The following is a 24834-nucleotide window of genomic DNA, read 5'->3' on the forward strand; positions in this document are numbered from 1 at the left end:
CCTCGACGAGGAGGATTTGTATGATTTCCCATAACTTTCGGCGGGCCCTAGTGCCCATCGCAACTCTCGGCGTGGCCAGCATGGTTCTCACGGGCTGCGCCTCCGGAACCAGTGGCACCGGTGGCCCCGGCGATGCGGGTGAAGCGGATGGCGTAGTCACCATCTACGGCACCATCGCCGACACTGAAGCGGAACTTCTCGAAGAATCCTGGGCCGACTGGGAAGAAGAGAACGACATCGACATCCAGTACGAGTCGAGCAAAGAGTTCGAAGCGCAGATCAGCATCCGCGCTCAGGGTGGCAATGCCCCTGACATCGCGATCTTCCCGCAGCCCGGCCTTCTCGGCGACCTCGCTTCGCGCGATTACATCCAGCCGGCACCCGAGGGTGTCGCCGCCAACGTCGCTGAGTACTGGTCAGAAGACTGGGCCGCGTACGGCACCACCGGAGACACCCTCTACGGTGCGCCCCTCATGGCCAGCGTTAAGGGCTTCGTGTGGTATTCGCCATCGCAATTCGCCGAGTGGGGTGTTGACGTTCCTGAAACCTGGGACGACCTACTGGCTCTCACGCAGACCATCGCCGACGAAACCGGAACCGCACCGTGGTGCGCTGGATTCGGTTCGGATGCCGCTACCGGCTGGCCCGGCACTGACTGGGTCGAAGACCTTGTGCTGCGCGAAGCTGGGGCTGACACCTACGACAAGTGGGTCTCGCATGAGATTCCGTTCAGCGATCCCGCGATCGTCTCGGCCTTTGATTCGGTCGGAGACATTCTTCTCAACCCTGACTTCGTGAATGCCGGCTTCGGTGACGTGAAGTCGATCAACTCCACGCCGTTCGGTGACCCGGCCCGCGCTCTCGGCGACGGAACCTGTGCGCTCCACCACCAGGCATCCTTCTTCGACGGTTTCATCCAGGACCCCAAGAACGGAAATGCCACGGTGGGACCGGATGCTGACATCTGGGCCTTCGTGACCCCGTCCGTTGAAGCTGGCGGCAACGCCGTCACCGGTGGTGGCGAAATCGTCGGAGCTTTCTCCAACGATGAAGAGACCATCGCCGTGCAGGAATACCTGTCGAGCGCCGAGTGGGCAAACTCTCGCGTAGCTCTCGGTGGAGGCAGCAGCGCCAACAACGGCCTCGACCCCGCCAACGCGAGCAGCCCCATCCTGCAGCAGGCTATCGAGATTCTGCAGAACCCTGACACGACGTTCCGCTTCGACGCTTCCGACCTCATGCCGGGTGTTGTGGGCGCTGGTTCGTTCTGGACCGGAATGGTCGACTGGGTCAACGGCAAGTCAACAGAAGAAGTGCTCTCGACCATTGACGCTTCGTGGCCCTCTGAGTAGAACTGTTCATAACTGAACGTGGGCTGGAGCAGCGATGCTCCAGCCCACACTCGAAAGGTCGCTCATGTCAGCTTTTCTCTCGTGGATAGCCACTCTCCCTTCGCTGGCGCAGATCCCGCTTGTGCTTCTGGCGTTCTTTGCGGTGATCGCGCTGCTGATCTTCTTCATCGAGATTGCTCCACGCAGCGGCCGTAAATACACGATCATTCGTGCAGCGGCCTGTGTCTTATTCCCCGCGCTTATCTTTCTAGCCCTCGGCTCCGTGTTGTGGGCTGCCGCCGCAGCAGCTGTATTCGGCGGCCTCTTCTTCCTTCTCGATTACCGCTCCAAGCAGGGCGCTGGCTACTTGTTCCAGCTCGTCGGTTTCATGAGCCCCGCGGTATTCCTGCTGGCGATCGGCCTCATCTACCCCACGATTCAGACCACGATTCAAGCGTTCATGAACAGCCGCGGAACGCGATTCGTTGGCCTCGAGAACTTCATCTGGATCTTTACGCAAGACACCGGCATCCGCACCGTTCTCAACACCGTCGTGTGGGTATTGATCGTGCCGACGGTGTCCACGATCTTCGGCCTCGCCTACGCCGTCTTCATCGACAAATCGCGCGGCGAGAAAATCTTCAAGATTCTGGTCTTCATGCCGATGGCAATCTCGTTCGTGGGTGCCAGCATCATTTGGCGCTTCGTCTACGCCGTGCGCCCCGAAGGGCAAGAGCAGATTGGTTTGCTCAACCAGATTGTGGTCTGGATGGGCGGGCAACCGGTCGACTGGATCTCCAATTCCCCGTGGAACACGTTCTTCCTCATCGTCGTGCTCATCTGGATTCAGACCGGTTTCGCCATGGTGATCTTGTCGGCAGCGATCAAGGGCGTTCCCGCCGAGCAACTGGAGGCCGCGGAGCTTGACGGCACCAACGCCTGGCAGCGCTTTATCAATGTGACCGTGCCGGGCATCCGGAGCTCACTCGTGGTTGTGCTCACGACGATCTCCATTGCCTCGCTGAAGGTCTTCGACATCGTGCGCACCATGACCGCCGGGGCGAACGAGACCAGCGTTATTGCGAACGAGATGTATTCGCAGTGGCAGGGCTTCGAGGTTGGTCGTTCTGCCGCCTTCGCCGTGGTGCTGTTCGTGATGGTGTTGCCGATTGTCGTGTACAACGCGAGACAGATCGCTAAGCAGAGGGAGATCCGATGACCGCGACAGTGCCCGCCAAGCTTCCGCTCGACAAGAACGCGAAAAAACAACTGGCGCGCGGCGAGAAAAACGGAGCCGCCAAGCGCACGAAGAAGCGCCTCACGAGCCGTGGGGCGACTATCGCCGCGCTCGTTATCGCGGTGCTCTGGACGACGCCGACCTTCGGACTCTTCGTGTCATCCCTTCGCCCGCCGGAGGAGATTCTGCGCAACGGCTGGTGGACGATCTTCCAAAACCCCGGGTTCACGCTCAATAACTACACGGAAGTTCTGGCGGCCGGAAACAGCACGCTGAACCTCGCCGGGGCGTTCATCAACTCGATCGCCATCACACTGCCGGCCACGATCTTCCCCCTCGTGATCGCCAGCCTCGCAGCCTACGCATTCGCGTGGATCAAGTTCCCGGGACGCAATTGGATCTTCATCGGGGTCTTCGCGCTGCAGATCGTTCCGCTGCAAATGGCGCTCGTTCCGCTGCTGAGCCTGTTCTCTCGCGGGCTCTCGATCGGTGACATCGAACTCTTTTCCAGCCTGAACGCCTCCAACTCCTATTCTCAAGTGTGGATAGCGCACACGATCTTCGCGCTTCCGCTCGCGATCTTCTTGCTGCACAATTTCGTCTCCGAGATCCCCTCCGAGCTCATCGAAGCGGCACGAGTGGATGGCGCTGGTCACGGCCAAGTCTTCTTCCGCATCGTGCTTCCGCTGACAATGCCGGCGATCGCCTCGTTCGCGATCTTCCAGTTCCTTTGGGTGTGGAACGACCTTCTGGTGGCGTTGGTGTTTGCCGACGGACGCGTCGCTCCAATGACGAAACTCCTGGCGGAGATCACCGGTAGCCGGGGTCAAGACTGGAACCTGCTGACCGCCGGTGCCTTCATCTCGATCCTTGTGCCGCTGCTCGTGTTCTTCGCACTGCAGCGCTACTTCGTGCGCGGACTGCTCGCGGGTTCGACGAAGGGGTAGCAAGTCGAAGGCCGCGCGCTAGCCGCCAACCACGAGTAGTACACTCGCGGCGATGCCGAGCACAATGCCCACATACTGCACGGGCGCGATCCGCTCCCGCAGCACGATCGCGGCCAGCAGAACGGTGCCGGCCGGGTAGAGCGCGGTGAGCACAGCGATAACCGAAAGGTCGCCCGTGCGTACGCCCGTGATGATGGCCATGTTGGCGAGCACGTCGAGCGTGCCGCCGGCCATCGCAAAGTAGATTCCGCGACGCCAGAGGGGCGATCGGGCGGGGGCTGGCGCTCCGGATCGTTTTCGCTTAGCCAGCGCGGTCACCGCGAAGAACGTGCCGAACATGAGCAGCGCATTCACGACACGGTTTCCGACGACCGGGATGATGCCGGAATCGTCGGGGGCGGCATCCAGAATCACAAAGAATAGGCCAATCGAGACGCCAGCGCCCACCGCCATCAGCAGGGCTTTGGCGCTCGGGCGCACGGCACCCTTTTCGGGAACGAATCCCACAAGCACGACAGCGATGAGCGCGACAGGGATAGCGATGAGGCCGAACGCACCGAGTGATTCTCCGCGCAACAGACCCACGGTCACTGGCACAATGGCCGACATCACAGCGGTCACGGGGGAGAGGATGCTCATCGGGCCGATCGCAAGGCACGCGTAGAGCAACCCGATCGCGAACGCGCTGTTCACGCCCGCGAGAGCACCGTAGAGCACCGCTTCTGTCGACCACACGGCGGGAACGAACGGGAAGATCAGCAGCAGCACCGCAAGGCCGGTGACGGCTCCGACTGCAGTGGCCAGAATGGCGCTGATTCGCTTCGCCGCTATGCCGCCGAAGAAGTCAGCAGCACCGAAAGTGAGCGCACCCGAGAGTCCGAGAAATACGGTGAACATGGCGCCTGTCGCTATGGGGACGAATCAAGCCAATGGTAGTGGCTGCGCCTAGACTTCTCGGCATGGTGTCTGCCCAGTCTGTTCTTGAGTCCACGTTCGGTTACGACTCGTTCCGGGGGCAGCAGGGCGAGATTATCGACACGATCGTGCAGGGCCGTGACGCCCTCGTGCTCATGCCTACCGGCGGCGGCAAGTCGCTGTGCTACCAAATCCCCGCGATCGTTCGCGAGGGCACTGGCGTTGTCATTTCGCCCCTCATTGCCCTGATGCAAGATCAGGTGGATGCCCTCGCCGCCGTCGGCGCGCGTGCCGAGTTTCTCAACTCCACCCAGTCCGCCGACGAGCGCACTCGCGTCGAAAACGCGTACCGGGCTGGTGAGCTGGATCTGCTCTACCTCGCGCCCGAGCGCCTCCGCGTCTCGTCCACCGTGTCACTGCTCAAGCAGGGCCAGATCGGGCTCTTCGCCATCGACGAGGCGCACTGTGTGGCGCAGTGGGGCCACGACTTTCGCCCCGACTACCTGCAGCTCGATGTGTTGCATGACCTGTGGCCGAGCGTCCCGCGCATCGCGCTCACGGCCACCGCGACCGAAGCCACTCGCAAAGAGATCGCGCAGCGGCTGAAGCTCGATAGCGCTACTCCGTTCGTTTCTAGTTTTGACCGGCCCAACATCCAGTACCGCATCGAAGCGAAGGCGCAGCCGCTGCAGCAACTGCTTACGCTGCTGAACACCGAGCACTCGGGCGACGCCGGCATCGTGTACTGCCTGTCGCGGGCCTCGGTTGAGAAGACCGCGCAGTTCTTGGTCGAGAACGGTATCCCCGCGCTGCCGTATCACGCGGGTCTCGACTCCAAGATTCGCGCCAGCAACCAGAGCCGCTTCTTGCGCGAAGAGGGCATGGTCATGGTCGCAACGATCGCTTTCGGCATGGGCATCGACAAGCCCGACGTGCGCTTCGTGGCGCACCTCGACTTGCCCAAGAGCGTCGAGGGCTACTACCAAGAGACGGGTCGTGCCGGTCGTGACGGCCTGCCCGCGACCGCGTGGTTGGCCTACGGCTTGCAGGATGTCATGCAGCAGCGCCGCATGATCGATCAGTCGGGTGGCGACCTGGCTCACCGCCGCAATCTGAGCGCTCACCTTGATGCGATGCTCGCCCTGTGCGAAACCGTCGAGTGCCGTCGTGTGCAGCTGCTCGGCTACTTCGGCCAGGAGTCCACAGCGTGTGGCAATTGCGATACCTGCCTGTCTCCGCCCGAGTCGTGGGATGGCACGGTCGCGGCCCAAAAGCTGATGTCCACAATTGTGCGACTGGAGCGCGAGCGCAACCAGAAGTTTGGCGCGGGTCACCTGGTCGACATCCTCATCGGCAAGACCACACCGCGGGTGACGCAGCAACGTCACGACGATCTCGCGACCTTCGGTATCGGTTCGGATGTGTCGGAGCAAGACTGGCGCTCCGTCGTGCGGCAACTGCTCGCGCAATCGCTGCTCACGGTGCAAGGGGAGTACGGCACGCTCGCGATCACTCCCGAAAGTGGGTCGGTGCTGAGCGGCGACCGCACCGTGAAGCTGCGCAAGGAAGCACCGCGCAAGGCTCGCGGTTCGGGTGCCAGCGGCGGTGCCGCCAAGCGCAAGGTCATGACCGATCTGCCCGCTTCGGCGACCGACCTGTTCGAGAACCTGCGCTCGTGGCGTTCCGGTGTGGCTCGCGACAACGGTGTTCCCGCCTATGTCGTGTTTGCGGATGCCACTCTGCGCGGTATCGCCGTGACCAGGCCCGAGTCTCTCGCCGAGCTCTCGGAGATCAGCGGTGTTGGCGAGAAGAAGCTTGAGACGTACGGCGCCGCTGTGCTCGCGGTTGTGGCCGGCGGATCAGGTGAGGCCGAAGCCGGAAGCGGTGCTGTCTCGGCAGCTGTGCCGGCGTTCGCTGCAGCAGCTCCAGGTGCTCCGGCGCGTCAGTCGCGGCCCGCAGCAGCATCACGGCCAGCGGCTTCGAGGCCGGCATCGCGCCCGGCCGCGTCACGCCCTGCTCCGACCAAAGCGACCCCAGTTCCCGGTGACGAAGACGACATCCCGTTCTACTCGGATGACGACGCTCCCTACGACGGACCGCCTGAGTTCTAGACCGCTGCGAGGGGAAGCCGGATGATGATCCGGGTGCCTTCTCCGACAGCGGACTCGACTTCTGCGCTACCGCCGTGCTGGGTAACAATTTCGCGCACCACGGCGAGGCCAATACCGGAACCCACGATGTCGCGAGCGGTGGCTCCCCGCCAGAGCCGATCGAAAACGTAGGGCAGATCGTCAGCAGGGATGCCGGGTCCGGTGTCCGAAATTGTGAGTACGGCTTCGTTCTCCTGTGCGGCTACCGCGATCGTCAGTGAGTCTTGGTCGCGGCAATAGCGCACAGCGTTGGCGATAACGTTGCCGATCGCTTGATGAAGGCGGTCGGCGTCGCCCTGCACGAACACCGGCGCGGGCAACTCAGCGACGACGCGCAGCCCAGCCGCGCGAAGCTGGGCGGCGTGAAGCGCTAGCTCTTCCTGGGCGATCTGAGCCAAATCGACACGGTTCTCGTGGGGAAGGGCGCCGGCGGATTCGGCGGCAGACAGCTCGGCGAGATCCGCGACTATGCGTCCGAGCCGGAGCGATTGATCGTGCAGCGCCGCCAGGCGTTCAGCATCGGGGTCGATCAGACCGTCGCGAAGCTCTTCCAGACCTGCTTGGAGGGCGGCAAGGGGAGTGCGTAGTTCATGGGCAACATCGGCCGTGAGTTGGCGACGGTCGCGCTCGGAGCGAGCAACGTCATCGGCCATCGCATTGAACGCCACGGCGAGCTCTCCGAGTTCGCCCGGCGCTTGGCCAGCCACCCGTGAGGCACGATCGCCGGCGGCGAAAGAGCGGGCGGCAGCCGTCACCATGTGCAGCGGCCCGACGAGAAAACGCGTGACAATCCAACTCGCTGCGAAGGCGATCGCGAGAGCGACGAAGGCGGCGATCACGATCCACTTCCACGCGATATCGACCACTGGCGACGATGTTGAGGCCGATAGTGCGACGCGCACGGAGCCTACCGATGAACCGTCGACGGTGATCTCGGCAACGCTGGCGGAGGAACCGAGAACTCCGCCTCCGCCGGGAGAATTATCGTTGGGGATTCCGCTCGAAGTCACTGTTGTTCCCGAAGCGTCGAGGATGACCAAGCGAGCGGATGCCGCCTCCCCGATCCGCACAGCACGGGACAGGTTGGCGTCATCCCAGTTTCCCGCACGCTGGTAGTCCTCAGCAGCAGCGGCGGCGACGGAGTCGGCGACCTCTTGGCGGTCTGCTTGTTCGCCAGCTTGCACCCCGCGGTCAACGCCGGTGAGGGCGGCCCCCGCTAGTACCACTACCGTGGAGAGGGCGACGGCAACGAAGGCCAGGAGAATGCGGGTCCCGAGCGCACCGAGTCTGAACAGGTTGAGGCCGGAGGAGCGCGTCATCGCTGTTCCTCGTCTCTGCTGAGTCCGAGGCGATAGCCGACACCCAGTACTGTTTCGATGACCTGAGATCCCTCGGCGCCCAGTTTGCGGCGCAGGTTCTTGATGTGGGAGTCGATCGTGCGCTCGTAGCCTTCGTATTCGTAGCCGCGAACCCGATTCACTAACTCGTAGCGTGAATAGACCCGCCCGGCGGCAGCGGCGATGGCAGACAGCAGCCCCCACTCGGTGGGGGTGAGGTCGAGCTCCGCGTCATCCAACCAGGCCCGGTGGGAATTGTCATCGATTCGGAGCCGCCCGCCGCCGTAGGTCGCGATCTCACTTTCGGCTGCGGAGCCTCCGTGGCGATTGAGCACCGCCTGAACGCGCAGGACCACTTCGTGAGGGCTGAAGGGCTTCGTAACGTAGTCATCGGCCCCGAGTTCGAGCCCTCGAATGCGTTCCTCCGTCGAGCTTCGCGCGGTCAAGACAATGACCGGGAGGCTGCCCAGGGCTTTGATCTCACGAAGCAGGTCGGTGCCTTCGATGTCAGGTAGGCCGAGATCGAGCAGCACGAGATCTGCCGAGGCAAACAGTGTGAGGGCTTCGGCCCCCGATCCCGTGGTCAGCACGGAAAATCCGGCGCGCTCAAGGTAGCGGCGAAGCACCTCGCGGATGTCTCGCTCATCTTCGACGACCAGCACGGTTGGCATACCTCACCTTATTCCACGACGCGAAAATGCAGTCTCCACACCATCTCCACACGGATGCGTCCTGTCCTCCACACCGCACGAGCACTGTGGAGCTACACCAAGAAAAAGGAGAACCACATGCGCAAGGCAACCATCATCACCACTTCGATCGTCGGCGGCGTCGTCGCGGTCGCTCTCATCGCCGGGTCTAGCTTCGCTGTCGGAGCAAAGGTCGGCCACATCGCGAACACCGCCGGATTCAGCCAGAGCGGTCACTCTTTGGAACGTTCAGATCGCATGATGGGCGATGAGTCGCCGTCGTGGAAAACAGATCGTGACGGTCGCGGCGGCCACGGCTCGGACCACTCCGAGACGGGCGAGATTAGCGGTCTCGACAGTGGCACGCTGACGGGCGAACAGGAAGCGACGCTCTCACTGATGGCCGAGGAAGAGAAGGTCGCCCACGATCTGTACATCGAGTTTGGCGATCTCTATGGCGACAAGGTCTTCGGTAACATCGCTAATGCTGAGAGCAACCACCTGTCGGCAGTGCAGACGCTGCTCGAACGCTATGAGCTGACCGATCCCACCGTCGGGCAAGCCGTAGGCGAATTTGATTCGGAGAGCATGCAGGAGCTTTATGATTCCCTCCTCGCGCAAGGCTCCGAGAGTCGAGACGGTGCCTACGAAGCAGCCCGCACGGTCGAAAAGACCGATATCCGAGACCTTGCAGCCGCAGCGGATGACGCGACGGCGCCTGACGTAATCGTCGTCTACGAACGACTGCTCGCGGCATCCGAAAAGCACCTGACGGCGTTTGGCGGTTGATGCCGGAAGGCTGGCGGGCCACCGGCGGCAAGGTGGCGCGCCACTGACGGGTGGCTGGCGTGGCCCGCATCCGCCGTATCGTGGAGTATTGGTCACATGAACGAAACACGCATAGTTGACCTGCGCCGAGAGCGCGGCTGGACCCAAGAGAAGCTTGCCGCCGAATGCGGAGTTGGCATCCGCACCATCCAACGATTGGAGGCGGGTAGCGATGCCAGCCTCGAGACGCTCTCGCTCGTGGCCGATGCGCTTGGGGTGCCCGTTCGGGATCTCTTCGCCGCGATCGAGAGCGATGAATTGAGCGGGCGGGTTGACTCCTTTGAATCGCGTGCTCAGGACCAGCAGCGCGCTCGCAACCGGGCGTTGAGCGCCTGGGTGTGGCTATTCATCGGTGTGGGGGTGGTCGTCAGCATGTTCAGCTTTGCGATCAACACCCAGTTTTCGAGCGTGGGTTTGGTCGCCTACTGGCTCGGCGGCACTCTCATCTTCATCGCCCTAGAGCGCCTTGTTCTCGAGCCGTACCTTGAGCGCACATTCCCGCTGTCGCGCAGCAAGCGTGAGCGCAAGCTGCAGCGGAGCCGCGAAATCTAACCTGTTTGACTCAGGTTAGGTATGCCATACTTAGGCAATGCTTACCTTGGAGCGCGAGATTGCGAAAGATGCCCGTCCGGGCTATCGGCCGTTCGCTGCGCGGGTCGAAAACATCCGGGTACTCTCGCCTCATTTTAGACGCGTCACCTTCACAGGCGCCGAGTTCGAGACCTTCGGAACTGACGGCTTCGACCAGCGCATCAAGATCGTTTTCCCGTTGCCGGGCATCGGCCTGAGCGACGTCGGTGCCACCGATCCGCAGACCATCGCCGAGGGCACGTGGTACGCCCGCTGGCGTGCACTGCCCGACGAAGCCCGCAACCCGTTCCGCACCTACACGATTCGTGCCGTGCGCCCCGAACTCCGCGAGATCGACGTTGACATGGTCTTTCACGGCGCTAATGGCCCCGCTGGCCGCTGGCTCGACAACGCGGCGATCGGCGACGAGGTAATCATCGTCGGGCCCGACGCAGCAAGCATCCACTCGGGTATCGGCATCGACTGGCACCCGGGCCCCGCCCGCACCGTTCTTCTGGCTGGTGACGAAACATCCGCCCCCGCCATCTGCAGCATCCTTGAACGCCTCGACCCCAGCGTGCAGGCGCACGCGTTCATCGAGATTCCGGATGCCGCAGACCAGCCGCCGCTGAACCTTGCGAGTAACTGCCACGTCACGTGGCTTTCGCGCGGCGAGCAGCCCGCAGGTTCCGCGCTCGACCCCGCCGTTCGGGCGTGGACGAAAGCTAACGCCTCACTCGTGTTGCCCGCACTCTCGCCGGCAGCTCAACCCCTCGGTGACATCGACGTGGACACCGAGCTTCTCTGGGATTCGCCGGGCGAAGCATCCGGAACGCACTTCTATGCCTGGCTTGCCGCCGAGGCCTGCGTCATCAAGCTTCTGCGTCGCTTTCTCGTGAGCGAGACCGGCGTTGACCGCAAGCAAGTGGCGTTCATGGGGTACTGGCGTCTCGGCAAGTCCGAAGCGCAGTAGCTCGCACCACCGCACCCGACCATGACCCAGACTGCTCCGGCTTCGCGCGCACGGCTGAGCCTGCGCACCCAACGCTGGGTCACTCTCGGTTCTGCCCTTGGGCTGCTCGCGATTGTGCTCGTGCTGAGTCTGGCGCTCGGCGCTCGCGGCGTTGAGTTTTCTCAGATCTGGCAAGCGCTCTTTGCCCCCGAAGCAGGCAACAACGATCAGCTCGTGATTCGCGAACTGCGGCTGCCGCGCACGATCGTCGGGCTCCTCGCCGGGCTCTCGCTCGGCGTTGCCGGAGCTGTCATGCAGGGCGTCACGCGTAACCCACTCGCCGATCCCGGGCTGCTCGGAGTCAATGCTGGTGCGTCGCTCGCGGTCGTGTTTGCGATCAGCGTGCTCTCGATCACGAACCCCACCGGCTACATCTGGTTCGCCTTTGCCGGAGCTGCCGCGGCGGCCACCATCGTCTACGCGATCGGCTCCCTCGGCAGAGAAGGCGCAACCCCGGTCAAGCTCGTGCTCGCGGGAACCGCCGTCACCGCCGGCATCACCTCCGTCATTTCACTCGTTCTCATCTCCGACACCGACACCCTCAACACTTTCCGTTTCTGGTCGGTGGGCTCGCTCGCCAGCCGTGACCTCGAGGCCGTGCGCCTCACGATCGGGTTCGTCATCGCCGGTGCCGTCCTTGCGATCATTTCGGGGCGGATGCTCAACCTCGTCGCCCTTGGAGATGACCTCGCTCGCGGCCTCGGCCAGCGGGTCTACGTTGCGCGGGCAGTCGCCGCCGCAGCTGTCGTACTGCTCTGCGGATCTGCCACTGCGCTCGCCGGACCGATCGTCTTCGTCGGCCTCGTGGTGCCGCACATCGTGCGCCCTTTCACGGGCCCCGACTACCGCTGGATCATCGCCGTCTCCGCCATCGTCGGCCCAAGCCTGCTGCTCATCGCTGACATCGTGGGTCGCCTTATCGTCGCGCCGTCCGAACTCGAGGCGGGGCTCGTTGTTGCCGTCATCGGTGCTCCGGTCATGATCGCGCTCGTGCGCCGAGTGAAGTTGGCCGGGCTGTGACCGCCGTGCCCGGTGCGAACGTGGGGGCAAGTCCAGCCTCCCGAAACCCGCTGGCGGCTCGCACGGTACGAATAGTCGTCGGGCTGAGCGTCGTCGCCGTAGCACTCGCTCTCGTCAGTATTGCGGTTGGGGCATATACGCTCACGCTGCCCGATCTGCTCGCGACACTGGTCGGTGGTGGCACCTCCTCCGACCAGTTCATCGTGTTCAAGCTGCGGCTGCCGCGGGTGCTGCTCGCCATTCTGGTGGCGGTGGGCTTCGGCCTCGCCGGGGCCCTGTTCCAGACGCTTCTCCGCAACCCGCTAGCGAGCCCCGACATCATCGGTATCAGCGGGGGAGCCAGCGTTGCGGCCGTCCTCAGCCTGCTCGTCTTCGGCGCGACCGGCCTCGTTGTCTCGCTCTCCGCCCTGGGTGGAGCCCTCCTCGTGGCCTTCACGATCTACCTGCTGTCGTGGCGCTCCGGCATGAACGGCATGCGCTTCGTTTTGATCGGCGTTGGCATCGCATTCATGGCGCAATCGGTGATCGGCTACCTCATCACGCGCGGCGACGTGCGCGACGCGCAACAGGCGCTCGTGTGGATGGTCGGTGGGCTCGGTGGTGCCAGCTGGGATGACATCCTCATCATGGCCGTCAGCCTAGCCATCCTGTTGCCTGCCGTCTTTTTGCTCGCATCCAAGCTCCGGATGCTGCAGCTCGGCGATGATCTTGCTGCGGGTCTCGGGGTCTCTGTGCAGCGATCGCGGCTCGCCCTCATCGTCGTAGCCGTCGCTCTCGTCGCGATCGCGACAGCACTAGTAGGGCCACTCGCCTTCGTCGCGTTTGTCTCCGCCCCGATCGCTCGACGCCTGGTGCGCGGGGGAGGTCTCGCGCTCGTGCCGAGCGCGCTCGTCGCCATCGTTCTCGTGCTCGGTGCCGACTTCGTTGCTCAACACCTGCTCTCCACTGGCACTCAAGTGCCCACGGGGATCGTCACCGGCATTGTGGGCGCCCCCTACTTGCTGTGGCTCATCTCCACCACCAACCGCGAAGGACGTGCATCGTGAAGCAGAAACAGGCGCACACGCTCCGCGCCGAGAACATCACCCTCAACTACGGTGGCCGCGATATCGTGTCCGACTTGAGCGTCGAGATTCCTGACGGCAAGGTCACGGTGATTGTGGGCGCCAATGCCTGTGGCAAATCGACGCTGCTGCGGGGGCTGTCACGATTGCTACGACCGGCGTCGGGTCACGTCACGCTCGACGGACGTGACATCCATTCGGCGCCCTCGAAAGAGATCGCGCAGGTCGTAGGTATCTTGCCGCAGTCCCCGATCGCGCCAGAGGGCATCACGGTTCGCGATCTGGTGGCTCGCGGGCGTTACCCGCATCAGGGCTGGTTTCAGCAGTGGTCAGCAGCGGATGAGGCAGCCGTCGAGAACGCACTCGAAGCGACTGACACGGCCCAGTTAGCATCGCGCCGCATCGAGGAGCTCTCGGGTGGGCAGCGCCAGCGGGTCTGGATCGCGATGGCCCTGAGTCAGGACCCGGACATTCTGCTGCTCGACGAGCCCACAACGTTCTTGGATGTGCGCCACCAACTTGATGCTCTCGACGTGCTCGCCGACCTCAATCGCGAACGTGGCACAACGATCGTCATGGTGCTGCACGAACTCAGCCTCGCCGCCCGCTACGCCGACCACATGATCCTCATGTGCGAAGGGCGCGTCATCGCGCAGGGCACTCCCGCTGAGGTGGTGACTGCCGAACGGATGCTGGAGGCCTTCGGCCTTGAAGCCCGGATCATCGAAGACCCGGTCTCGCATTCGCCGATGGTGATTCCGCTGAGGCGGCGTTAGCGCGTTACGCGGTTACCCGCGCACCTCGTCATTAGCTCGCCTCGGCGCTGTTGGCGACAGCAACTCCGCTTGCACTATTCACTAAGGCAAGCCTATCCTTACCCTGCACCCATAGTCCGATCGAGGAGATCAATGTCACGCCGACCCCGCCTCGCAGCATTCGCTGCGGCCACCGCTGCCCTCATTGCGTTGAGTGGATGCGCCGCGTCCACTTCCGAGTCCGACACCGAAGCGCCGGCAGCATCCGACGCGTTCCCGGTCACGATCGAGCACGCGTTCGGCGAGACCGTCATTGAGAGCGAACCGCAGCGCGTCCTGACCCTGGGCTGGGGTAGCGGCGACGCCGTTCTCGCCCTCGGGGTTGTACCTGTCGGCATGGAAGCTCAGAACTACGGCGGCGACGAGAATGGCGTTTTGCCATGGGCGGCGGATGCTCTCACCGAGATGGGTGCCGAGACCCCGCTGATCTTCCCTGCCACCGCGGATGCTCCCGCTTATGAGCAGATCGCGGAAGCCGCTCCCGACCTCATCCTCGCCACCTACTCGGGAATAACTGAAGAGCAGTACGACCTGCTCAGCGAGATTGCCCCCGTCGTCGCCTACCCCGACCAGCCGTGGACCACTCCGTGGCGCGACGTGATCAGCATCACGGGCGCCGCTCTCGGCCAGTCGGCTGCAGCGGATGAGGTCCTGGCAAGCATCGACGCTCTCGTCGCGGAGAAGGCGGCCGAGAATCCTGAGTTCGAGGGCAAGACTGTCGCTGCGACCTTCGACGTCGGTGGAACCTTCTACGTCTACAAGCCCGCCGACCCCCGCGTCGAGTTCTTGCTCGACCTCGGTCTCGAGAATGCACCCGCCGTTGATGCTCTGTCGAATGGCGACTCCACCTTCTTCTACACGCTCAGCTACGAAAAGCTTGACGACCTCGACAGCGACCTGCTGATCGCGTACGCCGAGACCGAAGAAGTCGGCGACACCTTCGCCGCGCAGCCGTATGCGCAGAGCATCCCTGCTGTCGCGAACGGTGGCCTCGTTGCCGTCAATGGCGCATCGCTCGTCGCGTCAGTGTCGCCTCCCACGGCGCTCTCTCTGCCCTGGGGGATCGATAGTTTCGTAGACGCGATTGCTGGCGCTCTGAACTAACGCACGTGCTCGTCCACAGAAAAGGCCCCGCCGACATTGCGTCGGCGGGGCCTTTGTGGTCTGCGGTTGTGCTAGCGACTAGCGACTAGCGACTAGTGGGAGTGCTCGGCCGGCGCTTCGCCAGCTTCTGCAGCCGCCTGCTGTTCAGCAACCTGCTTGTGAACCTCGACCATGTCGAGATTCTTGGCGCCTTCGATGACCTGCTCGAGAGCAGGAGCGGGGAGGGCGCCAGGCTGCGAGAAGACGAGTACGCCTTCGCGGAACACCATGAGCGTCGGAATCGAGGTGATTCCGGCAGCGCCCGCGAGTTCCTGCTGGTCTTCGGTGTCTACCTTGCCGAACGTGATGTCCGGGTGGGCTTCGCTTGCGGCTTCAAAGATGGGCCCGAACTGCTTACAGGGGCCACACCATTCAGCCCAGAAATCAACAAGCGTGATTCCCTCTTTAGTGATCGCCTGGCCAAAGTCTTCTGAGGTGAGTGTGATTGTCGACATAGTTACATCCTTTCATGCACCCCAACAACGGCGGCTGAACAAAGATTCCCGGGCCAATGGTCACTGGATTCGCACGACATCCCACAACGCTACGGCGACTGTTTTGCGGTTTCGCACAAACGGATGCGGTGGGTCCGGCATCCCCTTGGTTGACGGTGCACGAGACACTTTGCGCGCGCGCAGACCGGTCGTACGTTGTGGTTACCGCACTTTCACGAATCGAGATAGCCATGACCCAGGTTCACAACCACACGGCGACCGAGTCGGCGCCGGAGTCATCCACCCCCGCCGACGACGCCGCGACCTCCAGCACTGCAGCTGCCGCTAACGCTGCTGCTGCTCCCACCATCAACGTTGAATGGTTGGGCGAATACCTTCTCGGTAAGTGGGCGAAGGAGCGCAAAGAATCGCGCACGCTGATGTCGAACCCTGAGTTCCATCGCGTCGACGGTCTCTCGATGGAAGACCACCGCGAGCGAGTGCTTCACCAGCTCTCGCTGCTCGTCGACAACAACGCTGTTCACCGCGCATTCCCGGTCGACCTCGGCGGCGAAGACAACCACGGCGGAAACATCGCGGCTTTCGAAGAGACCGTTCTGGCCGACCCGTCACTGCAGATCAAGTCGGGCGTGCAGTGGGGTCTCTTTGGCTCCGCCGTTGTCCACCTCGGCACGAAGGAACACCACGACAAGTGGCTTCCCGACATCATGAGCCTCAAGACTCCCGGTGCCTTCGCGATGACCGAGATCGGTCACGGTTCGGATGTCGCGAGCATCGCCACGACCGCGACCTACGACCCCGACACTGACGAGTTCGTCATCAACACTCCGTTCCGTGCCGCCTGGAAGGAATACCTCGGCAACGCGGCCCTCCACGGCAAGGCAGCGACGGTCTTCGCCCAGCTCATCACCAAGGACGTCAACCACGGCGTTCACGCGTTCTACGTTCCGCTGCGCGATGACAACGGCCCGCTCCCCGGAGTCTCGACCGAAGACGACGGTCTCAAGGGCGGCCTCAACGGTATCGATAACGGCCGTCTGCACTTCGATCACGTTCGCGTACCTCGCACCAACCTCCTCAACCGCTACGGCAACGTCGACGAGAACGGTGACTACACCTCCGACATCGACAGCCCCGGCCGTCGCTTCTTCACGATGCTCGGCACGCTCGTTCAAGGCCGCGTCTCGCTCGATGGCGCCGCGGTGCTCGCGAGCAAGCTGGCCCTGAACATCGCCATCAAATACGGTTCGGAGCGCCGCCAGTTCACGGCATCCAGCAACACGAACGAAGAAGTGATTCTGGACTACCAGCGTCACCAGCGTCGCCTGTTGCCGCGCCTGGCGCAGACCTACGCGATGTCGTTCGCGCACGAGGAGTTCCTCGACAAGTTCGATGGCGTTTTCTCGGGTCGCTCCGACACCGATGCCGATCGTCAAGACCTCGAAACGATCGCGGCGGCGCTCAAGCCGCTCAGCACGTGGGCTGCGCTCGATACCCTGCAAGAGGCCCGCGAGGCTTGCGGCGGTTCGGGCTTTATGGCCGAGAACCGTCTCACGCAGATGCGCGCTGACCTCGACGTTTATGCCACCTTCGAGGGCGACAACAACGTGCTGCTTCAGCTCGTTGCTAAGCGCCTGCTCACCGATTACTCGCGCAAGTTTGCGGGGGCGGATGCGGGTGCGATGGCTCACTACGTTGCCGACCAGGTCAACGAGGCCGCCGTCAATCGCACGGGTCTTCGCCGCTTCGCTCAGAACGTGGTGGATTTCGGTTCCACCGCCCGCTCGATCGGCTACGTTCGCGACACCGACTCGCAGCGCCAGCTGCTCACCGATCGTGTCGAAACGATGGTGGCGGATGTCGCGGGCAAGTTGCGTCCGGCCAGCAAGCTTCCGAAGGCCGAGGCTGCCGCTCTCTTCAATAGTCACCAGAACCAGCTCATCCTGACCGCGTACGCGCACGGCGAGCTGCTGCAGTGGGAGGCGTTCACTCGCGCTATTGAGAAGATCGAAGACAAGGACACCGCTCAGGTCATGACCTGGTTGCGTGATCTCTTCGGCTTCACGCTGATCGAGAAGAACCTCGCGTGGTACCTCATGCACGGTCGCATCTCCACGAACCGCGCTCAAGCCATCACCGACTACATCGATGACCGTCTGTTGCCGCGTTTGCGTCCGCAGGCTCTGGATCTCGTGGCTGCGTTCGGTCTGACCGACGAGCTGGTGCGCGCACCGATTGCCTCTGGCCTTGAGGCGAAGCGCCAGAACGAGGCTCGCGACTACTACGCCGCGCGCCGGGCATCGGGCGAGGAGCCCGTGCATGAGAAGGATCTGAAGCAGAAGACGCGCCGCTAAGCGCCTGCACTAAAAAAGGCTGGTTGCCCGCACTATGCGGGCAACCAGCCTTTTCTGCGCGCGCTGCACGCCGAGCTAGTTGCTGGGTGAGTCGGTTGCTGGCGCGAGCCAGCTGCTAGGCGTCGCTCGTGGTCGCTGAACTCTCGTCTGCTGCCGTGCCTTCGGCGTCGTCGTCGCCGCGACGTCCGCTGTCGAGGCGGAGGCTCGCGAGGAACCCGAACGCCAAGAAACCGGCAGCCGCGAATGCGGAATACCGTGTCGAGTCGGTGAAGGCCTGGCGGGCGTCGGCTGCGGCATCCGGAGACTGAGCATCGAGGGCACTGATGCCGGTGCCCGCGGAGTCGACGACGAGGTCGACGATCTGGCTACGTGCCTCTGAGGGAATATCGGCGCGCTCGGCGAGCTTGGCATCGAGCCCGGTGCCGAGGCTCGAGAAGAGCACGGTGCCGAGAATTGCGATGCCCAGCGCGGAGCCGATCTGGCGGGCGGTGCTTTGGGTTCCCGAACCTTGACCGGACTGGCTGAGCGGAACATCCTTGAGCACCACGCTCGTGAGCTGGGCGGTGGCGAGACCGACACCAAAGCCGTAGACAAACAGCCCGGGGGCTATGTGCCACCAGACGGCGTCGGGGCTCAGAACAAGTGCCACGAGCAGGATGCCGATGATTTCGGCACCGATTCCGAACCGAACAATCGTCACGGGAGTGACCTTGTTGCCAAAGGCTCCCGCGAAACCGCTCGCAACGAACGAGCCAATAGCCAGAGCGAGGATGACGAGGCCGGTCTGCAGGGCGTCGTAACCGAGCACGTTTTGAAGCCACAGTGGTAGCGAGAGGATGATGCCGAACTCGCCGAGCGCGACGATCATCGCCGCGATGTTTCCGTTGCGGAACGAGGGAATCTTTAGCAGCCCGAACGCGAGCATCGTCGACTTGCCGGCACGTTCGCGAGCGAAACCCCACCGCACAAACACGATGCCACTCACGAGAGCGAGAGCGAAGGCGAATGGGATGGGGGAGACATCCAGTGTCCAGAAATCGGGAGGGGTATCGCTCAAGAACCAGCCGTAGCTGCGGCCCTCGATGAGGGCGAAGACGAGCGACGCGAACAGAACGACGGAGAGAAGCGCGCCTACGACATCCACTCGTCGCTGGGCGGACGGCTCTTTCGACTCGGTCGCATAGATCAGCACGCCGATGACGATGATGATGCCGAGAGGCACGTTGATGCCGAACGCCCAGCGCCATGAGTAATACGTCGTGAGCCAGCCGCCGAGGAGTGGGCCGACAGCGGCCATTCCGCCGATCGTGGAACCCCAGACGGCGAACGCGATGGCGCGTTCCCGACCGCGGAAAGTGGCGTTGATGATCGACAGCGACGACGGGAGGATCATGGCCCCGCCGATGCCCTGCACGAGGCGGGAGGCGATCAGCAGTTCTCCGCTGGCAGCGTTGGCCGCCAGGATCGAGGAGAGAGCGAAGACGATAACGCCGATGAGGAGAACGCGGCGCCGGCCGTAGCGATCAGCGAGCGTACCGAATACCAGAAGGAGAGCGGCGAAGACGAGCGTGTAGCTCTCCTGTACCCACTGCACCTGGGTGGAATTGAGATCGAGATCTTCGACGACCGACGGGATCGCGACGTTGACGATTGTCGAGTCGACAATGATCAGCGCCACCGCAATGCTGATGAAGAGTAGCCCTAGCCAGCGCTTGCGGGAGGCGCGACGCTCGTTCATCGGGCGGTCTGTTCAGCCCTGAGGCGTGCGGCGGTGAACACCGCGGCACTGGCGAGCACCGCGACGAGAGCGACGATAGCGGCGACCGCGGTTGGCTGCGAGATGAGGTCTCCGGTGAGGCGTCCGACGGCAACCCACGCGAGCCCCCAGCTCAGCGAAAGAGATGGCGCAAAGTGCGCGCGGCCGCGGGCGGCCAGCGCGATACCGACGGCGCCGGCGACGAAGACAACAGCGACGCCCCAGACATCTTGCGAAACGCCGAAGCCAGTAAACCCGGTGGCGGTGAGCCACGCGGCGATGTTAGCCGCGGTCGCGACGCAGACCCAGCCAAGGTAGAGACCGATCGTACCGTCTGTGATGACGGCATCGATCGCGCCGGCGGCGGGCAGCTTGACGGTAATCAGGTATGCCCTGACGAGCACAACGAGCAAAAGAATAATCACGGGAACGCTTAGGGCGAGCATGTCGAACTGGATAGAGAGAATCCAGGCCGCATTCAACACCAGAGAGGCAGCAACCCAGTACCCCACGCGACGGTGCAGTTCGGTGTTGGTCTGTTTCGGCAACATCTGCCAAACGGCGTACGCAACGAGACCGAGGTAGATGATGCTCCAGATGGTGAACGCGGAGCCGGCCGGGGCGATGACGGTAGCGTCGGCGCTCAGTGCACCGCCCGCAACTTCTTCAACAGGGGTGCCGCCATAAGCGCCGGAGCCCACGAAGGCCCCGATGAGGGCAAAGGTCGCGCTCGCAGCAACTGTGATCTGGCGGACTACATCTTTAGATTCGCGCATGACGTTCTCCTTAGGCTTGCTGCCAGCCTAGAACTCTTGAAGCGGAGTTAGCCGAAGAATCGCTGAAATAGGCATGGCGCTCAAAAGCTATGTGCGACGGCACGAATCGTGACAGTGGGCCGTGCGACCCGACGCGATTGTTACGCGAAGCCGCCGAGCAGGCTGGGCACCGCGAGGTTCACGAGCAAAATGACGCCGGTGAGGATGACGACCCCGCCGATAACGACGAGAACAGCCTTGCCCAGAGCGGTGACGACGGAGATGAAGTTCATGCTTCGATGCTACCGCAGTGCCCTCTGGCTAGAGCGATACTGTGCGGAACCCCGCGTTGCCCATCGAGGAGTCAGGCGTGTTCTGCGAGCGAGCCGAGTTGCGGTACCGGTTGCAGTACGAGATGTGGCACAGGTAGCTGCCGCCGCGAAGCACGCGCACGGTTCCCTCGCTCGGGCCGCGGGGGTTCGCGGTGGGGGCATCGACAGGCAGCGTCGCGTAATAGTTCGCGTCGTACCAGTCAGAGCACCACTCCCACACGTTGCCGACAGTTTGGAAGAGTCCGTAGCCGTTGGGCTCGAAGGTGCGCACGGGCGCAGTAGTCAGGTATCCGTCATCGAGGGTGTTGGTGCGGGGAAAATCACCCTGAAAGATGTTGGTGCGCCAGCCGCCGGCATCCATCTCCTCGTCACCCCACGGGTACTTGGCCTGGTCAAGGCCACCGCGCGAGGCGTACTCCCACTCAGCTTCGGTGGGCAGCCGTCGCCCTGCCCAGGCGCAATACGCTTCGGCATCGTTGAAGCTGATGTGCACGGCCGGATGATCGCCCAGTCCGTCAAGGTTTGAGTCACGCCCGCCGGGGTGCTTCCAATCGGCGGCGTTCACGCCGAACCACCAGGGCGCGCCTGCAGCCTGGCCCACAATGTCTGCGTCGGGCGCGGCCACCGCGAGGTGGAACACCGCCGAGTATCCAAAGCTCTCAGCCTCGGTGAGGTAGCCCGTGGCGGCCACGAAGCGCGCGAAGTCGTCGTTGGTCACGCTAGTGACATCGATCGAGAATGCTTCGAGAGCGACCGGATGCTGGGGCACTTCGCCATCCGCTGCATTGCGGTCACCCGAGGAATCACCCATCACGAAGGTGCCCGCGGGGATCGCGGCTTGCTCGACGAGGTGGTCGCCGGAGCCTGCTGCCGAGGTCACCGATCCACTATCGGCAGAAGTTGCGGGAGGGGCGGAGAGCGGCATGCCGAGCGGCGCCGCCGCGTTGCGCTGAGGTGTGCAGGCGCAGTTATCGCCGCAGCCCCCTGTCGTCACGTCATCCATCGTTCCAGCCTACGCCCGCGAGGTGGCGGCGTAGTTGAGCAGCTCAGCCGCAGTGCGGTTGGGGTGGGCCTCTAATCTTGGTGCCCAGCACCTGATGCCGAACGTCGGCGCCGGTAGTAAAATCAGCCTGTGACTTTCAACGACAACGCTCGCATCAATTCCGACCGAGTCTCTCGCCGTGGCCCGGGCAAGGGCTTCGCAATCGGCGGCGGCAGCGCTCTCCTTGTGGTGGGGCTATTCATCGCGTCCCAGTTTCTCGGGATCGACCTCACGGGCCTCGCTGGTGGCGGTAGCACCGGCAGCGAGCAGCAACAGGGGCAAGCGCTTTCGGAGTGCGAGACTGCCGGGGCGGCTAACGACAGCATCGATTGCCGCATCGCGGGGGCCACAGATTCGCTCGATACCTACTGGGCCAGTGAAGTTGACGGTTACCGCACCACCAACGTCGTGCTGTTCACTGACCAGACGACCACCGGATGCGGCAGTGCGACGAGCGCGAGCGGCCCGTTCTATTGCCCGCCTGACGAGAAAATCTACCTCGACACCGCGTTTTACGATGACCTGCGCACCCGTTTTGGTGCTACCGGCGGTCCCCTCGCCGAAATGTACGTAGTCGCGCACGAGTGGGCGCACCACATCCAGAATTCCACCGGAATCATGGAGGGAATTGACCGTCAAGCGACTGGCCCCTCGTCTGATTCGGTTCGCCTCGAACTGCAGGCTGACTGCTTCGCCGGCGCTTGGGTGGGGGCGGCATCCACGATCAAAAATGACGACGGGGTTGTCTTTCTCGATCCTGTGACGGATGCCCAAATTGCGGATGCTCTGAGCGCTGCATCGGCGATCGGCGACGATCGCATCCAGGAGTCGACGCAGGGGCAAGTCACTCCGGAAACGTGGACGCACGGCTCGAGCGATAAGCGCCAGCAGTGGTTCACGACCGGACTAGAGGGTGGGCCGAGCGCCTGCAACCTCTTCGAGGTCGCGACGCCGTAAGTTTCGGCCGGGGGAGTGCAGTGCAGGCTTCCCCGTCGGAACTGGCTGCAAGTACGAGGGCAAAAAAATGACCCTCGCCCGGTAGAAGCCCGGGAAAGGGTCAAGTGGCTCCGACGGGCGTCGATCCCGTGACCTCACGATTTTCAGTCGTGCGCTCTACCAACTGAGCTACAGAGCCGTAAGAGTTTCCTCCTACTCGCAAGAGCTTCCCCTTGCTACAGAAAAAGCCCCTCCTTGCGAAGAGGCTTTCTGTTTGCGACCCTGACCGGACTTGAACCGGCGACCTCCGCCGTGACAGGGCGGCGCGCTAACCAACTGCGCTACAGGGCCAAGCTATTAAATTCTGTGTGTGTCTGGTGACCCCAACGGGATTCGAACCCGTGCTGCCGCCGTGAAAGGGCGGTGTCCTAGGCCACTAAACGATGGGGCCTCGAAGTCACAGAACTTCTTAGCTACCGAGGGAAAAGCATACGGTGCGTTTCGTGATTTACCAAACTGAGAAGCAAACTGCCTGATATTTCTCGAAGCGCTTTTTCCAACAGGCTTAAATGTACCCGACTTTTGAGGCGCCGGATACTACGTTCGATGAGAGGTTGAGGTTTGAGGGCCAGCTGAGGTCACCGTGAGGTATTTTCTCCGCGCGGCTGATTGCTCTTCGCCGGAGCACGCTACCCCTGAGAGGACTGATGAAGGCCATGCATTCGAGTCGAGGGATCGCCGCTCAACGCAGTCTTCGTTCCGTGGTTCTCCGCGTTTTCGGGTTCACCGCCGCGCTCAGCCTCGTCATAGGCGCGAGTGTTGTCGCGGGCACTAGCCAGGCAGCGTTCGCCGATGACTACCCCACGTGGGGTGATGTCACCGAGGCTCGTGACGATGAGGCCGCCACCCAAAAGATCGTGGAGCGCATCAAGGCAGCTCTCGTTAAGCTCGAAGCCGATGCCGCGGCTGCCCAGAAGGTGGCCGAAGAAAAGGGCAACATCTGGCAAGAGGCCGACACGAAATATCAGGCCAAAGCGACTCAGACTGAAACTCTGCAAGAACAGGCGGATGCCGCCAGCATCGAAGCCGATGAAGCAGAGACGCGCATCGGCGAGATCGCTGTGCGGCTCGTGCGTGCCGGCGGTGGCGACGTGACGACCAATCTCTTGACCAACGCTCAAGACGCAGAGACGCTGCTCTACAACTTGGGGATGTCGTCGAAGATTTCGCAGCAGACTTCTTCTCTCTTCGACCGGGCCGTTCAGGCACGCAATACGGCTCAGTCGCTGAGCGACGCTACTGAAGTTGCTCGCGCTGAACTTGAGGTTCTCAAGATTGCTGCGGAGGAGGCCTTCGTGGAGGCCCAGGCCGCAGCTCAGGCCGCCGCTACGGCTCTGGCCGAGCAACAAGAGCGCGAGATTGAGTTCGAGGCTCAGCTCGCCGCGCTGACTTCTGCTCGCGAGGCGACCGAAGCGAGCTATTTGGAGGGCGTGCGCAAGCGTGAGGCCGCCCGTGCAAAAGCTGCGGCGGCGGCTAACGTTCCCAACCTTGACGCCGGTGAAATTAGCTTGAGCGGTTGGGCTCGCCCCGCCGCGGGATACATCACGTCGGTCTACGGCTATAGCTCGAACTACGGTTCCAGCTTTCATAAGGGAACCGATATTGGTGCTGGTTGTGGCGCTGGTATTTACGCAGCCTCGAGCGGAACGGTCGTTTACGCCGGCTACGGCTGGAACGGCGGCTACGGAAATTACATCATCCTGGAGCACGCTGGCGGCGTTCGCACAGCGTACGGTCACATCGTCGATGGCGGCATCCACGTGTCCTACGGCCAAAGCGTGGCGGTCGGAACCAAGATCGCCAACGTGGGTACCACCGGAAATTCCACCGGGTGCCACCTTCACTTCGAGGTTCGCCCGCAAAGTTGGAACACCACCAACCCCGTACCGTTCATGTCGAACGAAGGCATTCGCCTCGGCTAAATTGGTGCCCGAGCGTTGAGGCGGGCCACAGGCGGGCCACAGGCGGGCCTTCAGCGAACACTAGGTTCATCAAAAGGTTGAGACTTTTGGGCCGCGTGTTGTTAGTGTGGTCAATGTTATTCGTGTGACTAATGGCCATTGGTCCGCACTGAACAAGCCTTAGG

22 protein-coding genes and 3 tRNA genes are annotated in these 24834 nt (G+C 63.0%); 14 read left to right on the forward strand and 11 right to left on the reverse strand.

What is annotated here, in order from left to right; genetic code table 11:
- Positions 1-20 precede the first annotated feature (20 nt).
- The 3 genes from I6E58_RS02965 (at position 21) to I6E58_RS02975 (ending at position 3515) form a co-directional block, all read left to right on the forward strand.
- Positions 21-1352: an ABC transporter substrate-binding protein gene (locus I6E58_RS02965; protein WP_197130242.1), complete on the forward strand. Its 1332-nt coding sequence runs from the start codon at positions 21-23 to the stop codon at positions 1350-1352.
- Between the two features lie 64 nt (positions 1353-1416).
- On the forward strand, positions 1417-2550 hold the full coding sequence (locus tag I6E58_RS02970; RefSeq protein ID WP_129072344.1) for a carbohydrate ABC transporter permease: 1134 nt from the start codon (positions 1417-1419) through the stop codon (positions 2548-2550).
- Entirely contained in the window at positions 2547-3515 is a 969-nt protein-coding gene (locus I6E58_RS02975; protein WP_129072343.1) for a carbohydrate ABC transporter permease, read from the forward strand. The genes I6E58_RS02970 and I6E58_RS02975 overlap by 4 nt, the downstream gene beginning before the upstream one ends.
- An 18-nt stretch (positions 3516-3533) precedes the next feature.
- Here I6E58_RS02975 and I6E58_RS02980 read toward each other — a convergent pair whose 3' ends face one another.
- Positions 3534-4412 (reverse strand): DMT family transporter, encoded by an 879-nt coding sequence (locus I6E58_RS02980; protein ID WP_129072342.1) that lies wholly within the window; start codon positions 4410-4412, stop codon positions 3534-3536.
- A 32-nt stretch (positions 4413-4444) separates the two neighbouring features.
- Here I6E58_RS02980 and recQ point away from each other — a divergent pair, with 32 nt between their 5' ends.
- Entirely contained in the window at positions 4445-6541 is a 2097-nt protein-coding gene (gene recQ / locus I6E58_RS02985) for a DNA helicase RecQ (protein WP_374189182.1), read from the forward strand.
- Here the strand turns inward: recQ and I6E58_RS02990 are convergent.
- Both I6E58_RS02990 and I6E58_RS02995 read right to left on the reverse strand, forming a co-directional pair.
- Positions 6538-7899 (reverse strand): HAMP domain-containing sensor histidine kinase, encoded by a 1362-nt coding sequence (locus I6E58_RS02990; protein WP_197130245.1) that lies wholly within the window; start codon positions 7897-7899, stop codon positions 6538-6540. The genes recQ and I6E58_RS02990 overlap by 4 nt on opposite strands.
- A complete protein-coding gene (locus I6E58_RS02995) occupies positions 7896-8588 on the reverse strand; it encodes a response regulator transcription factor (RefSeq protein ID WP_197130247.1) in 693 nt (230 codons plus the stop codon). Before I6E58_RS02995 ends, I6E58_RS02990 begins: the two co-directional genes overlap by 4 nt.
- A 117-nt stretch (positions 8589-8705) precedes the next feature.
- Between I6E58_RS02995 and I6E58_RS03000 the strand changes: the two genes are divergently transcribed.
- From I6E58_RS03000 to I6E58_RS03030, 7 genes are all read left to right on the forward strand, one after another.
- Complete coding sequence (locus I6E58_RS03000; RefSeq protein ID WP_197130251.1) at positions 8706-9395, forward strand: DUF2202 domain-containing protein; 690 nt, start codon at positions 8706-8708, stop codon at positions 9393-9395.
- Positions 9396-9491: 96 nt separating this feature from the next.
- Positions 9492-9986, forward strand: coding sequence for a helix-turn-helix domain-containing protein (locus tag I6E58_RS03005; RefSeq protein ID WP_197130255.1), 495 nt, complete (start codon positions 9492-9494; stop codon positions 9984-9986).
- A 37-nt stretch (positions 9987-10023) separates the two neighbouring features.
- Positions 10024-10977: a siderophore-interacting protein gene (locus tag I6E58_RS03010; protein WP_197130258.1), complete on the forward strand. Its 954-nt coding sequence runs from the start codon at positions 10024-10026 to the stop codon at positions 10975-10977.
- A 21-nt stretch (positions 10978-10998) separates the two neighbouring features.
- Positions 10999-12036, forward strand: a complete 1038-nt coding sequence (locus I6E58_RS03015) for an iron ABC transporter permease (RefSeq protein WP_197130261.1) — start codon at positions 10999-11001, stop codon at positions 12034-12036.
- The gene (locus I6E58_RS03020; protein ID WP_197130265.1) at positions 12033-13082 is read left to right on the forward strand and encodes an iron chelate uptake ABC transporter family permease subunit; all 1050 of its coding nucleotides are present in this window, start codon (positions 12033-12035) and stop codon (positions 13080-13082) included. The genes I6E58_RS03015 and I6E58_RS03020 overlap by 4 nt, the downstream gene beginning before the upstream one ends.
- Positions 13079-13876 carry an ABC transporter ATP-binding protein gene (locus I6E58_RS03025; RefSeq protein ID WP_197130268.1) on the forward strand — a complete coding sequence of 266 codons (798 nt, stop codon included), beginning with the start codon at positions 13079-13081 and terminating at the stop codon, positions 13874-13876. Before I6E58_RS03020 ends, I6E58_RS03025 begins: the two co-directional genes overlap by 4 nt.
- A 132-nt stretch (positions 13877-14008) precedes the next feature.
- Positions 14009-15019 carry an iron-siderophore ABC transporter substrate-binding protein gene (locus I6E58_RS03030; RefSeq protein ID WP_197130271.1) on the forward strand — a complete coding sequence of 337 codons (1011 nt, stop codon included), beginning with the start codon at positions 14009-14011 and terminating at the stop codon, positions 15017-15019.
- 92 nt (positions 15020-15111) lie between these two features.
- Here the strand turns inward: I6E58_RS03030 and trxA are convergent, their stop codons facing one another.
- A complete protein-coding gene (gene trxA, locus I6E58_RS03035) occupies positions 15112-15513 on the reverse strand; it encodes a thioredoxin (RefSeq protein WP_129072333.1) in 402 nt (133 codons plus the stop codon).
- Between the two features lie 230 nt (positions 15514-15743).
- On the opposite strand from trxA, the gene I6E58_RS03040 reads away from it, so the two are divergent.
- A complete protein-coding gene (locus I6E58_RS03040) occupies positions 15744-17867 on the forward strand; it encodes an acyl-CoA dehydrogenase (RefSeq protein WP_197130274.1) in 2124 nt (707 codons plus the stop codon).
- Positions 17868-17982: 115 nt separating this feature from the next.
- Here the strand turns inward: I6E58_RS03040 and I6E58_RS03045 are convergent, their stop codons facing one another.
- The 4 genes from I6E58_RS03045 to I6E58_RS03055 all read right to left on the reverse strand — a co-directional run bounded on the left by I6E58_RS03045 (position 17983) and on the right by I6E58_RS03055 (position 21713).
- Positions 17983-19605 (reverse strand): DHA2 family efflux MFS transporter permease subunit, encoded by a 1623-nt coding sequence (locus tag I6E58_RS03045; RefSeq protein WP_197130278.1) that lies wholly within the window; start codon positions 19603-19605, stop codon positions 17983-17985.
- Positions 19602-20399, reverse strand: a complete 798-nt coding sequence (locus I6E58_RS03050) for a tryptophan-rich sensory protein (protein WP_197130280.1) — start codon at positions 20397-20399, stop codon at positions 19602-19604. The genes I6E58_RS03045 and I6E58_RS03050 overlap by 4 nt, the downstream gene beginning before the upstream one ends.
- 140 nt (positions 20400-20539) lie before the next feature.
- Positions 20540-20671, reverse strand: coding sequence for a hypothetical protein (locus tag I6E58_RS14290; protein WP_255531452.1), 132 nt, complete (start codon positions 20669-20671; stop codon positions 20540-20542).
- Positions 20672-20699: 28 nt separating this feature from the next.
- The gene (locus tag I6E58_RS03055; protein ID WP_231595130.1) at positions 20700-21713 is read right to left on the reverse strand and encodes a formylglycine-generating enzyme family protein; all 1014 of its coding nucleotides are present in this window, start codon (positions 21711-21713) and stop codon (positions 20700-20702) included.
- A 129-nt stretch (positions 21714-21842) separates the two neighbouring features.
- Here I6E58_RS03055 and I6E58_RS03060 point away from each other — a divergent pair, with 129 nt between their 5' ends.
- Positions 21843-22709 (forward strand): neutral zinc metallopeptidase, encoded by an 867-nt coding sequence (locus tag I6E58_RS03060; protein WP_197130283.1) that lies wholly within the window; start codon positions 21843-21845, stop codon positions 22707-22709.
- Between the two features lie 105 nt (positions 22710-22814).
- On the opposite strand, the gene I6E58_RS03065 is transcribed toward I6E58_RS03060, so the two are convergent.
- From I6E58_RS03065 to I6E58_RS03075, 3 genes are all read right to left on the reverse strand, one after another.
- Positions 22815-22887, reverse strand: a tRNA-Phe gene (locus I6E58_RS03065).
- A 78-nt stretch (positions 22888-22965) separates the two neighbouring features.
- Positions 22966-23039: transfer RNA gene (locus I6E58_RS03070), tRNA-Asp, on the reverse strand.
- Between the two features lie 24 nt (positions 23040-23063).
- A tRNA-Glu gene (locus I6E58_RS03075) sits at positions 23064-23139 on the reverse strand.
- Positions 23140-23449: 310 nt separating this feature from the next.
- Here I6E58_RS03075 and I6E58_RS03080 point away from each other — a divergent pair.
- Complete coding sequence (locus I6E58_RS03080) at positions 23450-24670, forward strand: peptidoglycan DD-metalloendopeptidase family protein (protein WP_307841948.1); 1221 nt, start codon at positions 23450-23452, stop codon at positions 24668-24670.
- Positions 24671-24834 lie beyond the last annotated feature (164 nt).

It is taken from the genome of Salinibacterium sp. SWN1162, from assembly GCF_015864675.1.
In the GTDB taxonomy this organism is placed as follows: domain Bacteria; phylum Actinomycetota; class Actinomycetes; order Actinomycetales; family Microbacteriaceae; genus Rhodoglobus.